This is a genomic window from Nocardioides sp. JCM 18999, from assembly GCF_055391175.1.
This window is the reverse complement of sequence record NZ_AP043887.1, coordinates 3,249,455-3,261,947: the sequence shown is the minus strand read 5'-3', so window position 1 is coordinate 3,261,947 and position 12,493 is coordinate 3,249,455. Positions and strand designations below refer to the sequence as shown.

Sequence of the window (12,493 nt, the reverse complement as noted above, 5' to 3'; positions counted from 1 at the left end):
TTGGTGACCGTGAGTTCTCCGGGTGTGTTCAGCGACACCGGCGTCTTCGTCTGCTTCGAGGGGGGCGAGGGGTCGGGCAAGTCGACCCAGTCGGCGCTGCTGGCCGAGGCGGTCACCCAGCGTGGGCTGACGCCGCTGCTCACCCGTGAGCCCGGCGGCACGGAGGTCGGGGTCAAGATCCGCGAGATCGTGCTCTCCCCTTCGACCGGTGCGTTGGCCGACAAGACCGAGGCGTTGCTCTACGCCGCCGACAAGGCCGAGCACATCGAGACGCTCGTCCTGCCCGCGCTGGCGCGCGGCGAGGTCGTGATCATGGACCGGTACGTCGACTCGACGCTTGCCTACCAGGGCGCCGGCCGAACGTTGCCGGTCGCCGAGGTCGAGCAGGTGGCGCGCTGGGCGACCGGGAACCTGCGCCCGCACCTGACCGTCGTGCTCGACCTGGAACCGTCAGCCGGTCTGGGCCGATTCGAGGGCCGCGACAGGATCGAGGGGGAGTCGCTCGAGTTCCACCAGCGGGTCCGCGAGGCGTTCGTCGCGATGGCGGGCGCCGACCCCGAGCACTACGTCGTCCTGGACGCCCGGGCTCCGATCGAGGAGATCCATGTCTCCATCCTCAAGCGACTCGCGCCGCTGCTCGACCGGGCGGAGTTCCGGTGAGCGTCTGGGACGGCCTGGTCGGGCAGCGCCGCGTGATCGCGACGCTGCGCGAGGCCGTCGCGGGCAAGGGCATGACCCAGTCCTGGCTCTTCACCGGACCGCCCGGATCGGGCCGCTCCAACGCGGCCATCGCCTTCGCCGCCGCCCTGCAGTGCACCGCGGCCGACACCGCTGAAGGGGGTGGCTGCGGCACCTGCCACGCCTGCCACACCGTGCTGGCCGGCTCGCACGCCGACGTCACCGTGGTGCGCACCCAGAAGCTCTCGATCGGTGTCGACGAGGTTCGCGAGCTGGTCCGGCGGTCAGCGCTCGCGCCGGTCGGGAACCGCTGGCAGGTCCTCATCGTCGAGGACGCCGACCGACTCACCGAGCAGGCCAACAACGCGCTGCTCAAGGCGATCGAGGAGCCGAGCCCCCACACCGTCTGGATCCTGTGCGCCCCGACCGTCGAGGACCTGCTGCCGACGATCCGCAGCCGCTGTCGGCTGGTCACGCTCAGCACCCCGTCGACCGCGGAGGTCGCCGACTTCCTGGTCCGGGCCGACGGCGTCAGCGCCGCGCTGGCGTCGTACGCCGCGAGGGCCTCGCAGGGCCACATCGGCCGTGCCCGCGCACTGGCGCGGGACGAGGCCACCCGCAACCGCCGCCGCGACGTCGTCGCGATCCCCGGCGGACTGCGCAACCTGGCCGCCTGCATGCGGGCGGCGACGCACCTCGTCGAGACCGCCAAGGAGGAGGCCGACGCGATCACCTCCGAGCTCGACGCGCAGGAGAAGGCCGATCTCGACGCCGGCTACGGCGTGGTCGACCGGGGTCGGCGACCCCGCGAGTACGGCCCGGCGCTCAAGCGGCTCGAGGACGGTCAGAAGACCCGCGCCAAGCGGCGCCACCTCGACGTCATCGACCGGGGCCTGATGGACCTGGTCAGCGTCTACCGCGACGCGATCACGCTCGGCTCCGGATCGGGCGTCCCGCTCGTGAACGAGGAGATCCGAGACGATGTCGAGCGGCTCGTCGCCGCCTCGACACCCGAGGCGAATCTCAACCGGATCAGCATCATCTTCGCCGCACGGGAGCAGATGCTGGAGTTCAACGTGCCGCCGGCACTGGCCCTGGAGTCACTCATGGTCGGTCTGATGGCCCTTCCCCAGGAGGTCGGAGCATGAAGCCCAAGCTGGTGGCGTGGATCGTGATCGCGGCCCTGATGCTCGGCGGACTCGCGACACTCGTCGCCGTGGCCATCTCCGCCGACTCCGGCTCCGACGGTTCAGCGCGGGAGCCACAGAAGGTCTCCCCGCAGCCCGGCTCGAGCGACGCCCCGGACGCGGCGCTGGCGGCCTTCTACGGCCAGAAGCCGACCTGGAAGAAGTGCCGCGACACCTTCTACTGCGCGACCGTCAAGGTGCCGGTCGATTACGCCCACCCGGACGCCGCCAGCATCGACCTGGCCCTGCTCAAGGTCCCGGCGGCGGGGAAGCGGATCGGGTCGCTGGTGGTCAACCCCGGCGGCCCCGGTGCTCCCGGCACCGACTACGCCGCTGGTTACGCCGACGCCTTCGGTGACCCGCTGCACGAGAGCTTCGACATCGTCGGGTTCGACCCGCGCGGCACCGGGGCCTCGAAGCCGATCGACTGCCTGAGCGACAAGGAGCTCAACGCCTACATCGAGCTCGACCCGTCTCCCGATACCCCGGCCGAGGAGGCGCAGAGCTTCGCCACCGCCACCGAGTTCGGCGAGGGCTGCGTCCGCCGCTCGCCGGTGATGTCGCCGCACGTCTCGACCGAGGAGGCGGCCCGCGACATGGACGTGCTGCGCTCGGCCCTCGGTGAGAACACCCTGACCTACTTCGGTGCCTCCTACGGCACCAAGCTCGGCGGCACCTACGCGGACCTCTTCCCGACGAAGGTGGGCCGGTTCGTCCTCGACGGTGCGGTCGACCCCGCACTGCCCTCGGCCGAGCTCACCCTCGAGCAGGCCCGTGGCTTCCAGACAGCCCTCGACGCGTACGTCGACAACTGCCTGTCCACCAAGGGTGGCTGCTTCCTCGGCGACAGCCGGACGGCGGCCGAGCAGCGCATCGCCGACCTGCTCGACCAGGTCGACGCGAAGCCGCTGCCGACCACGGACGGCCGCGGCCTGAGTGAGGGAGAGGCGTTCCTCGGGATCGCACTGCCGCTCTACGCCCGCGACTACTGGGTCTACCTGAGCGCGGGACTGAAGGAGGCGTTCTCCGGCAAGGGCGACATCCTGCTCCAGCTGGCCGACGCCTACGCCAGCCGCGACGGCAAGACCTTCACGGACAACTCGATGGAGGCGATCTACGCGATCAACTGCCTCGACGACCCGTGGGCGCTGACCACCGCCGCGGAGGTCCACGACGTGACGCCGAAGTTCGTCGAGGCCTCCCCGACCTTCGGCCGGCTGTTCGCCTGGTTCACCACCGCCTGCGCCGGCTACCAGGTCGACTCCGACCACGGCCCGCACGAGGTGCACGCCACCGGCTCCGACCCGATCGTCGTGATCGGCACCACCCGGGACCCGGCGACCCCGCTCAAGTGGGCGGAGTCGCTCGCCGACCAGCTGGACTCCGGCGTCCTGATCACCCGCGACGGTGACGGCCACACCGGCTACAACTCGGGCAACGACTGCGTCGACGACGCTGTCGAGGACTACCTGATCAACGACGTCGTGCCGAAGGACGGATTGACCTGCTAGCCGAGTCCCGGGTTCTGGTGGCTCGAGTCGCGGGTTTCGGTGCCGTTTTCACTGCGGGGCTCGGTCGCCGGTATGCTTCCGGCCGTTACCTCGGTAACACGCCGCCTTAGCTCAGTCGGTAGAGCACTTCACTCGTAATGAAGATGTCGTCAGTTCGATTCTGACAGGCGGCTCCGCCACGTGGCCCCAACCTGCACCGGTAGGTTGGGGCCGCTGCCATTTCCTCGACAGCTCTTCTCGTCCTGGAGGAACGCCATCAGTACCGAGGTGAACGAACCCGCGCCCGCCGGTGCATTCCAGCCGGCTGCCTCCCGACGGCGCTTCGTCGTCTCGCTCTGCCTGAGCGCGCTCGGGTTCGGGCTCTGCTGCTACCTCGCCGTCGTCGGCAGCGTCCTGAACGGGGCCACCGCGCCGCCGGGGGACCCTGGATTCGCCGCCCTGGGCAGGGGGACCCTCGGATTCCTCCTCTTCCTGCTCGCCGTGCCGCTCGCTGTGCTCCCGCTCCTCGGTGCGCTCGTCGCACTGATCGGACGTCGCGACGAGAAGCGCGACGGGTGCTGGTCGGGCCTGTCGGCGGTCGGCCAGATCCTCGCCCTCGTCTCGGTGGTCGCGCCGATCGCGGCCTGGTTGTTCACCTGGTATCTCCTCGGATCCGTGCCTCCGGCCGGCGTGTCGTTGTAGCTGCCGTGACCCGCCATGGTGCTCAGCCTGCGAGCGATCCTGAAGGGGTGCAGGATCAGACACCGGACGCGGTTCCGGGTCGGATGGGTGGCACTCCCGAGCGACCGGCCCGCTTCTTCGGCTCCGCGGAGGAGTTCGGTGCCTGGCTGGCGCTGCACCACGCCACCGAGACCGAGCTGTGGATGGGTCTGAAGAAGAAGCACGTCGCCGATCGCGGGCTGACGTGGGAGGACGCGGTTCCCGAGGCCCTGTGCTGGGGATGGATCGACTCGCTCGCCCAACGCATCGACGACGACACTCGTCGCCAGCGCTGGACTCCTCGGAAGAAGACCTCCAGCTGGAGCAAGATCAACATCGACCTGGTCGAGAAGCTGCGCGCCGAGGGCCGGATGCAGCCCAGCGGGTTGGCGATCTGGGAGCAGCGTCGAACCGACGAGGCGCCCTACAGCTATGCAGGTCCGGAGCAGCAGCTCCCCGACGGCTATGTCGCGCAGCTGGCTGCTTCCCCCGCGGCGACCGCGTTCTGGGAGCAGGCGACCGCGAGCTATCGCAAGGTCTGCACCTTCTGGGTGGTCTCGGCCAAGCAGCAAGCCACGCGGGACCGCCGGATGACCCAGCTGGTCGAGTGCTCGGCTGCTGGGGAGCTCGTGCCCAGCCAGCGCTATGGCGAGGCGCCGCGGTGGCTGGAGCGGGCGGCGGCCGCCGCAGCGGCTGCGGGCTGACCAGAACCCGCCGCGGAGCAACGACTCTCAGGCCGGGAGGATCGGCCGATTCTCGTAGAACGTCTGCAGGACCACGGTCGTGCGGGTGCTGACCGACGCGGCCAGCCGGATGTCGCGGACCAGCGCCTCCAGGTGGCGCGGTGAGGCCACCCGGACGAAGAGGATGTAACTCGCGTCGCCGGCGATCGAGTGGCACGCCTCGATCTCCTCGAGGTGCTCGAGCAGCTCGGGTGCGTTGTCGGGCTGCGCGGGGTTGAGCGGCGTGATCTCGATGAACGCCGCGAGCGGCTTGCCGACGGCCTCGGCATCGACGATCGCTCGATACCCCTGAATGACCCCCTGGGACTCGAGCCGCTTCACCCGGGTCTGGACGGCCGACGTCGACAGGCCCGTCGCGGCGGAGAGATCGGCGAGCGTGGCGCGGGCGTCGCGGGAGAGCTCGCGCACGATCGTCGCGTCGATGGGGTCGTCGGCCATGGGCTCGAGCCTAGCAAGCCCCGAAGGCCGAAACAGGAAAGATTCCGGCCTGTGGACTGGAGAGCCGGATGAATTCCTTCTAGAGTGGGTGAACCGTCATCCTGACGACGATCGGAGGTTCACCATGCCCATCAGCCAGACTTCTTCCCAGGCCATCCTCGGCGAGCCCGAGGTCGTCGAAGACGTCATCGCCCGTGCTGCCGGCGTCGAGACCTCCGACGCCTGGCTCCGGCTGAAGGACGCCGCCTCCGCGCTCCAGCCGCTGCAGGTCCAGGACGGTTCGATCCCGGACGCCTCCGCGCACCCGGTCGCTCGCGAGCACGTCGACACGATCATCGCCTCGATCCTCGAGCTGCGACCGGCCTTCCCGCACGACGCCGAGTACCTCGAGGCGTCGATGAGCGACTTCCACCGCTGGACGGACGAGGGCTTCGGGGTGCCGGACTTCCGTGACTCCCTCGTCGCCTTCCAGCCGCAGCAGCACCGGATCGACGGACTGCGCCACCTCGCGGTCTTCCCGATGTACACCCAGAACGGCTCGTCGGACCGGCACGTCGAGGCGGTCCTGGTCGAGGTGATCTGGCCGGAGTTCATCGCCGAGCTCGAGCAGGAGTACACGAACAAGCTCTTCGTGTCGCTGCGCTTCCTCGACTTCACGCCCGGCTACGACACCAACTCGGCGGTGCTCTTCCCCGAGACCGTCGCGATGCGTGACGTCCCGGCCTTCACCTGGGGCGCGATCTTCCAGGACCGCGAGGCTGCGCGTTACCGCCGCGTGGTGCGGGCCGCTGCTGAGATCACCAAGCTCGACCTGCCCGAGGCCGCCGAGCACATGCTCGACGACCAGGAGCTGACCGAGAAGACGTTCGTGATGTGGGACATCATCCACGACCGCACGCACATGCGCGGGGACCTGCCGTTCGACCCGTTCATGATCAAGCAGCGGATGCCGTTCTTCCTCTACTCGTTGGAGGAGCTGCGCTGCGACCTGACCGCGTTCCGCGAGTGCGTCGCGATCCAGGGGCGGCTGTCGGTGCGTGAGGATCTGACGCCGGCCGAGACCGAGATGCTGCAGCACGCCGAGCTCGTGCAGTACGCGATCCTCTTCGACCGGATCTTCCGGTTCGCATTGACCGGCTCCCGGGTGCGCAACTACGACGGGGTCGGTGGACAGCTGCTCTTCGCGTGGCTGCACCAGCGTGGCGTCCTGCACTGGACCGACACCGCGCTCGCGTTCGACTGGGACGACGTCCCGGCGGCCGTCGTCGCGCTCGGTGACGCGATCGACGAGCTGTACTGGCGCTCGATCGACCGGCCCAAGACGGCGCACTGGCTCGCCGCCTACGACCTGGTGCGCGGCACCCTCACGCCGAACCCCGCGTCGGCCTGGGCCCGTGGCCTGCCCGAGGAGGTCCTCGCCGGACCGCCCAAGGGCTACACGGACGCCGTCCTGGACGACGAGTTCCCGCTGTCGATGTTCTTCGAGGCGCTGGGCAAGAAGATGAAGCCCGTGATCGAGTCCACCGCCGGGATCGTCGGCACCGATGTCTGAGTCCGTCGCCGGATCCGTCGCCGGTTCCGTGGCGGGACGGCTGGTCCTGGTCGCCGGCGCCACCAGCGCCTCCGGACTCGCGGCGACGCGCACCCTGGTCGATGCCGGGGCGCGGCTCGTCGCGGTCGGGCGGGACTCCGCGCGGCTCGAGCCGATCGCCGCCGCAGGGGCGAGCGTCGAGGTGTGCGACCTGGGTGACGAGGCGGCGGTCACCGCCCTCGCCGACCGGGTGCGGGCGACGTACGGCCGGGTCGACGGAGTACTCCACCTCGTCGGCGGGTGGCGCGGTGGCGGCGGCCTGGCCGGCCAGACCGACGAGGACTACCGCGTCCTCGAGGGTTCGTTGACCGCGCTGCGGCACGTCTCGCGCGCCTTCGACGACGATCTGACCGCCTCGGAGGCCGGCCGTCTCGCGGTCGTGTCGTCCCCGGCGGTCGACCGTCCGCTGGCCGGCGGGGCCAACTACGCGGCCGTGAAGGCGGCGACCGAGGCCTGGGCGCGCGCCGTCGCCCAGGGCTTCGCGAAGGCCGCCCGCGATGCCGGTCGACCGCTGGCAGCGGCTTCTGTCGTCTTCCGGGTCAAGGCCCTCGACGGGCTGGAGGACACCCTCGCCCAGCGGTACGTCGACCTCTGGGCGATCAACGCCGAGACTGTCAACGACACCATCGTCGACCTCACCGCAGAGATGGGACACCAGTGAGCACGATCCACGACCCGGACGTCCGCGGCTTCGCCTCCGACAACTACTCCGGCATCCACCCCGAGGTGCTCGCCGCGATCGCGGCGGCCAGCGGGGGTCACCAGGTCGCCTACGGCGAGGACGTCTACACCGAGCGCCTGCAGCAGGTGATGGCCCAGCACTTCGGTGACGGCGTCGAGGCGTTCCCGGTGTTCAACGGCACGGGAGCCAACGTCGTCGGGCTCCAGTCGATGCTGCCGCGCTGGGGCGCCGTGATCTCGGCGTCGTCGGCGCACATCAACGTCGACGAGGGCGGTGCGCCCGAACGTGTCGGCGGGATCAAGATCCTCAACGTGCCCACCGAGGACGGCAAGCTCACCCCCGAGCTGATCGACCGCGAGGCCTGGGGCTGGGGCGACGAGCACCGTGCCCAGCCGCTCGTCGTCTCGATCACCCAGTCGACCGAGCTCGGCACGGTGTACTCGGCCGCCGAGATCCGCGCGATCGCCGACCACGTCCACGGGCACGGCATGCGGCTGCACCTGGACGGCTCGCGGATCTCCAACGCCGCAGCCTCCCTCGGACTGCCGCTGCGCGAGTTCACCCGCGATGCCGGCGTGGACGTGCTCAGCTTCGGTGGCACCAAGAACGGCGCCATGCTCGGCGAGGCGATCGTCGTGCTCGACCCCGAGGCCGCGACCGGGCTGACGTACCTGCGCAAGCTCGACATGCAGCTCGCCTCGAAGATGCGGTTCGTCTCCGCCCAGCTGATCGCCCTGCTCGAAGGCGACCTGTGGCTGCGCAACGCCTCGCACTCCAACGCCATGGCCCAACGCCTGCGCGCCGGGATCGAGGCCGGCCTCGCCGACGGGTCGATCCGCGGCGTGAGCTTCACCCAGCCGACCCAGTCCAGCGCCGTGTTCGCCACGTTGCCCGACGGTGTGGCCGACCGGCTGCGGGAGTCCTTCCGGTTCTACGACTGGGACGCGGCGATCAACGAGGTGCGCTGGATGTGTTCGTTCGACACCAGCGAGAGCGACATCGACGCGTTCATCAAGGCGATCGCGCAGGAGACGCAGGGCTGACCCTGCCCAGGATCCTCGCGAGGGCGATTTCCCGCCGCACGCCGTCACGCCGTGCCAGCATGAGGGCACCCTCGAGTGCTCGGAGTGCGGATGAACCAGTCGTTGCCCTGCCCCGATTGCGGTGAGCGGCTGCCCGCGCCGGTCCCGAGCGCCTGCCCGAACTGCTCGATCCGGCTGTCCGGACCCCTCGCGATCAGGCTGTGGAAGCTCGACGTCGAGCTGGGCGACCTCGAGGAGCGTCGCACCGCGATCGGGACCGAGCGCCGTGCCCTGATCGAGGCGCTGCACGCACCGCCCGGCCCTGCCGAGGCGGTGCAGCGCGTCGCGTCGTACGACGACCCGCGCCCCGCTCCCGTCGGGCCCGCGCCGGTGATGCCGGCGGCGGCCGGACGCACGCTGAGCGTTCAGCAGCTGCTGCTCGGGCTCGGTGCGGTGCTGCTGCTCTCCGCGCTCGGCTTCCTCGGCCTGGTGATGTGGCTGGTCGTCGGGATCTGGGGGCAGGCGGCGATCCTGCTCGCCCTGACCGCCGGGTGCGCGGTCGGCTCGGGGGCCTTCAACCGGCGCGGGCTCGCCGCAGCCGCCGAGACGTTCGGTCTGATGGCGGCCGGCCTGATGTTCATGGACGCCGTCGCGATCCGCTCCTTCGGGCTGTTCGGGCTCGACGCCGCCGCCTTCGGTCTCTTCTGGGCGGTCGCCGCCGCGGTCGGCGCCGGGCTGCTGCTCGCCGTCGACCGGGCCGCCGGTGAGACCCCACGCCGCCTGGTCTCCCTGCGTCCGCTGGCGACTACCGCGGCGGTCGCGGTGCCCTGGCTCCTCGCGGGGGAGATCGACCACGGCGGCATCGAGGTGCCGGTGGTCCTGGGGGCGATCGCCCTGGTCGACGGGGCCGTCGCGGCGGCGGTCCTGCGGCTGAGCCACCGGGTGAGCAACCGGACCGAGTCCCCGTCGTTCGTCGTCGCGATGATCGCCACCGGCCTCGCGCTGCTGGGCTACGAGGTCTCCGCCCTCCTGATCGCCTACGACCTCGAGGGCGACCTCGGCGACCGGTACCTGGCCTGGGCGTTGGCGCTGATCCCCCTCGTCGCGCTGGCGGTGGTCGTCGTGCGTCGCCCGGCCTCGACGCTCCTCCAGGCCGGACTCGGCTTCGGAGTCCTGCTCGCCGCCGGCGTACCCCTCCTCGACGCGCCGTGGTGGAGCCTGCCGATCGTCGCGGCGGTGGCCGCAGCCATCCTCCTCGTCGCCGAGATGGCCGGTCCAGGGGGCCGACTGTTGGGGGCGGTCGCGGCAGTGATCGGCGTCCTCACCTACCCGATCCTGCTGATCCTGACCGAGGCGAACGCGGCCTCGCTGCGTGATCTCCTCCTCGACACCGGCGACCACACCACGGTGCCCGCGATCGCGGCGATGGCACCCGCCCTGATCGCGACCGGAGTCTTCGGCGTCGCCGCCTGGCGGGCACGCGCCGACACCGCTCGCCTGACCACGTACGTCGCCGGGGTGATCGTCTCCGTCCTCGCGGTCGAGCTGGCCTTCCTGCTCGACCGTGACGAGGCGTGGTGGTTCGCGATCGGACTGGCCGACGTCGTGGTCCTGACGGCGCTGGCCGCGGTGGCGGTGATCCGCGCCGGCGCGGACGCGCTGCCGGTCGAGGTCCTGCTCCTCGGCGCGGCGGCCGGGTCGGCGATGGTGACCTTCGGCTTCGCGGCGGCGCTCGACGACCAGGAGGCCGGACTGCACGTCGTGCTGCTGCTGGCGATCATCGGCGTCGGTGGTCTGGCCTACGCGCTCCTGCCCGGTCGCTTCGCCGCCTCCTACCTCGGCTCCGCCTTCATCTCGTCGGCCTGGTGGGTCTTCCTCGCCTGGCGGTCGGGCTCGCTCCCGATCGAGATCTACACGCTGCCCGCGGCCGCCCTGATCGGTCTGGTCGGACTCGCCCAGGCGCGCCGGTTCCGCAACGCCGGCCGGACCCCTCCGAGCCTGGCGGTCTACGGCCCGGCTCTCACGATCGCGCTCCTGCCCTCGGTCCAGGTGGGGCTCGACGACTCCGACGCCCTCCGGCTCGGGCTGACCAGCCTGGTCGCCGTCGCACTGGTGCTGCTCGGCGTCGGCACCCGGACGAAGGCGCCGGTCGTGGTCGGCGGGATCGCGATCCTGGAGATCGCGCTGCTCCAGGGCGGTCCCGTCCTGAGCGGGTTCCCGTTCTGGCTCACCGGCGGCATCGCCGGGGCGATCCTGCTCTGGGCCGGGGTGCGGTGGGAGGCCACCGTCGCCACCGGCAAGCGGTCCGCGGCCTGGTTCGAGTCGCTGCACTGACCCGGCGGCGTACCGTCGGTGCATGAGCCGCCCTGCTCCGACCACGCCGCTCGCCGCCACCCTCGTGCTGCTCGTCAGCCTCCTGGTGGCCATCCCTCGAGGTCCTGCCGAGGCCGTCACCCCAGCGCTGCAGGTCACCAACGTGGTGGCCGGGCTCGATCTCCCGTGGGACGTGAAGGCGCTCCCCGGCGGCCGGCTGCTGATCAGCGAACGCCGGGCCAAGCGGCTCCTGGTCCGCACCGGATCGACGACCCGGGTGCTGGCCTTCCCTTCGTCGAGCGTCTGGGCCGCGGGCGAGACCGGGCTGATGGGGCTGGCCGTCGATCCCGCGTTCGCGAAGAACCGGCGGATCTACACCTGCCAGGGAGGATTCCGCTCCGGGGGCGGCCACGACGTCCGCGTGATCGCCTGGCGGATGAACGCCGCCTTCACCGGGGTCACGAAGGTGAAGGTGCTGCTCGCAGGACTGCCGTCGACCTCGGGCCGACACGGCGGCTGCCGGCTCCTGATCGCCCGCAACGGCGCCCTCTACGTCGGGACCGGCGACGCCGCCGTCGGGACGAACCCGCAGAGCAAGCGCTCCCTGGGAGGCAAGGTGCTGCGGCTCAACCGGATCACCGGAGCCCCGTGGCCGAAGAACCCGTGGCCGCACGCCGCCTCGGTCGCCCGCCGCTACGTCTTCACCTACGGGCACCGCAACGTGCAGGGGCTCGCGCAGCGCGCCGACGGCTCGGTCTGGTCCGTCGAGCACGGCTCCGATCGCGACGACGAGATCAACCGGCTGGTCAAGGGCGGCAACTACGGCTGGAACCCGGTGCCGGGCTACAACGAGTCGGTCCCGATGACGGACCGGGGCCTGCCCGGAAAGCAGCGCGGGGCGCGCTGGCGCTCGGGTTCCCCGACGATCGCGACCTCAGGTGCGGCCTGGGTGAGCGGGACGCGCTGGGGCTCCTACGACGGCACCCTGGCGGTCGCGGCGCTCAAGGGCAGCCGACTGCTGTTCCTCACGTTCAACGCGCAGGGGCACCTCGTGTCGGTGCGCACCCCGGCCGCGCTGCGGAGCTTCGGTCGGCTGCGCTCGGTCACCAGTGCACCCAACGGCGACCTGCTGGTCACCACCTCCAACGGCGGCAACGACCGGGTCCTGCGGGTGACCCCGCGCTAGAGCGCTGAGAGCCGCTCCTCCAGGCTTGCGGCGACGCGATCGGCGAGGATCTTCAAAGCCGGCGGCATCAGTGGCGTGGTGAGCTTCGCCGGACCGTGGAGCTCGAAGTCGGCGTGGTAGGTCACCGCCGTGCCGGCTCCGTGCGTCTCGAACGTCATCGTGTCGATCGTCGTCAGCGACTTCCCGGCCTCACCACGGAGCTGGAATCGTTGCTGCTCGACGTACTCGGTCACGGTGTAGTCGACCTCCTGGTCGGAGCCCAGGATCTCCGAGACGTTGTGGTACTTCGTCCCGACGCCGCCATCGCCCGAGACACGCACGGTGCTCCTCGTCGGCGGGTCCCACTCCTCGGTGGTGGTGAAGTCCGACAAGTAGTCCCACACCTTCGCGAGTGGCTGGTCGACGGTGATGGTTCGTTCCACATGGGGCATGGATCCGGGGTA

At 70.9% G+C, this 12,493-nt stretch carries 12 protein-coding genes and 1 tRNA gene; 11 read left to right on the top strand and 2 right to left on the bottom strand.

The features are described 5' to 3' along the window. Positions 1-9 precede the first annotated feature (9 nt). The 6 genes from tmk (at position 10) to ACZ5J1_RS16165 (ending at position 4,779) form a co-directional block, all read left to right on the top strand. Entirely contained in the window at positions 10-660 is a 651-nt protein-coding gene (gene tmk / locus ACZ5J1_RS16190) for a dTMP kinase (RefSeq protein ID WP_464560564.1), read from the top strand. After that, positions 657-1,826: a DNA polymerase III subunit delta' gene (locus ACZ5J1_RS16185; RefSeq protein WP_464560563.1), complete on the top strand. Its 1,170-nt coding sequence runs from the start codon at positions 657-659 to the stop codon at positions 1,824-1,826. The genes tmk and ACZ5J1_RS16185 overlap by 4 nt, the downstream gene beginning before the upstream one ends. Continuing rightward, positions 1,823-3,376 (top strand): alpha/beta hydrolase, encoded by a 1,554-nt coding sequence (locus ACZ5J1_RS16180; RefSeq protein ID WP_464560562.1) that lies wholly within the window; start codon positions 1,823-1,825, stop codon positions 3,374-3,376. The genes ACZ5J1_RS16185 and ACZ5J1_RS16180 overlap by 4 nt, the downstream gene beginning before the upstream one ends. A 100-nt stretch (positions 3,377-3,476) precedes the next feature. Then, positions 3,477-3,549: transfer RNA gene (locus ACZ5J1_RS16175), tRNA-Thr, on the top strand. A gap of 94 nt (positions 3,550-3,643) precedes the next feature. After that, on the top strand, positions 3,644-4,057 hold the full coding sequence (locus tag ACZ5J1_RS16170; protein WP_464560561.1) for a hypothetical protein: 414 nt from the start codon (positions 3,644-3,646) through the stop codon (positions 4,055-4,057). Positions 4,058-4,104: 47 nt separating this feature from the next. Beyond that, positions 4,105-4,779: a YdeI/OmpD-associated family protein gene (locus ACZ5J1_RS16165; protein ID WP_464560560.1), complete on the top strand. Its 675-nt coding sequence runs from the start codon at positions 4,105-4,107 to the stop codon at positions 4,777-4,779. A gap of 27 nt (positions 4,780-4,806) precedes the next feature. Here ACZ5J1_RS16165 and ACZ5J1_RS16160 read toward each other — a convergent pair whose 3' ends face one another. After that, the gene (locus tag ACZ5J1_RS16160) at positions 4,807-5,256 is read right to left on the bottom strand and encodes an Lrp/AsnC family transcriptional regulator (protein ID WP_464560559.1); all 450 of its coding nucleotides are present in this window, start codon (positions 5,254-5,256) and stop codon (positions 4,807-4,809) included. A gap of 124 nt (positions 5,257-5,380) precedes the next feature. On the opposite strand from ACZ5J1_RS16160, the gene ACZ5J1_RS16155 reads away from it, so the two are divergent. The 5 genes from ACZ5J1_RS16155 (at position 5,381) to ACZ5J1_RS16135 (ending at position 12,050) form a co-directional block, all read left to right on the top strand. Next, positions 5,381-6,808, top strand: coding sequence for a DUF6421 family protein (locus tag ACZ5J1_RS16155; protein ID WP_464560558.1), 1,428 nt, complete (start codon positions 5,381-5,383; stop codon positions 6,806-6,808). Continuing rightward, positions 6,801-7,508, top strand: coding sequence for an SDR family NAD(P)-dependent oxidoreductase (locus ACZ5J1_RS16150; RefSeq protein WP_464560557.1), 708 nt, complete (start codon positions 6,801-6,803; stop codon positions 7,506-7,508). Before ACZ5J1_RS16155 ends, ACZ5J1_RS16150 begins: the two co-directional genes overlap by 8 nt. After that, on the top strand, positions 7,505-8,572 hold the full coding sequence (locus ACZ5J1_RS16145) for a threonine aldolase family protein (protein WP_464560556.1): 1,068 nt from the start codon (positions 7,505-7,507) through the stop codon (positions 8,570-8,572). Before ACZ5J1_RS16150 ends, ACZ5J1_RS16145 begins: the two co-directional genes overlap by 4 nt. A 90-nt stretch (positions 8,573-8,662) precedes the next feature. Continuing rightward, positions 8,663-10,885: an SCO7613 C-terminal domain-containing membrane protein gene (locus ACZ5J1_RS16140; protein WP_464560555.1), complete on the top strand. Its 2,223-nt coding sequence runs from the start codon at positions 8,663-8,665 to the stop codon at positions 10,883-10,885. A gap of 22 nt (positions 10,886-10,907) precedes the next feature. Beyond that, complete coding sequence (locus tag ACZ5J1_RS16135; RefSeq protein WP_464560554.1) at positions 10,908-12,050, top strand: PQQ-dependent sugar dehydrogenase; 1,143 nt, start codon at positions 10,908-10,910, stop codon at positions 12,048-12,050. On the opposite strand, the gene ACZ5J1_RS16130 is transcribed toward ACZ5J1_RS16135, so the two are convergent. After that, a complete protein-coding gene (locus tag ACZ5J1_RS16130; protein ID WP_464560553.1) occupies positions 12,047-12,481 on the bottom strand; it encodes an SRPBCC family protein in 435 nt (144 codons plus the stop codon). The two genes, ACZ5J1_RS16135 and ACZ5J1_RS16130, sit on opposite strands and share 4 nt — an antisense overlap. Positions 12,482-12,493: the final 12 nt, after the last annotated feature.

Excerpts from the sequence above, each read along its gene's own strand:
- ACZ5J1_RS16180 (WP_464560562.1), top strand. The coding sequence starts at position 1,823 with ATGAAGCCCAAGCTGGTGGCGTGGATCGTGATCGCGGCCCTGATGCTC.
- ACZ5J1_RS16160 (WP_464560559.1), bottom strand. The coding sequence starts at position 5,256 with ATGGCCGACGACCCCATCGACGCGACGATCGTGCGCGAGCTCTCCCGC.
- ACZ5J1_RS16155 (WP_464560558.1), top strand. The coding sequence starts at position 5,381 with ATGCCCATCAGCCAGACTTCTTCCCAGGCCATCCTCGGCGAGCCCGAG.
- ACZ5J1_RS16150 (WP_464560557.1), top strand. The coding sequence starts at position 6,801 with ATGTCTGAGTCCGTCGCCGGATCCGTCGCCGGTTCCGTGGCGGGACGG.
- ACZ5J1_RS16140 (WP_464560555.1), top strand. The coding sequence starts at position 8,663 with ATGAACCAGTCGTTGCCCTGCCCCGATTGCGGTGAGCGGCTGCCCGCG.
- ACZ5J1_RS16135 (WP_464560554.1), top strand. The coding sequence starts at position 10,908 with ATGAGCCGCCCTGCTCCGACCACGCCGCTCGCCGCCACCCTCGTGCTG.
- ACZ5J1_RS16130 (WP_464560553.1), bottom strand. The coding sequence starts at position 12,481 with ATGCCCCATGTGGAACGAACCATCACCGTCGACCAGCCACTCGCGAAG.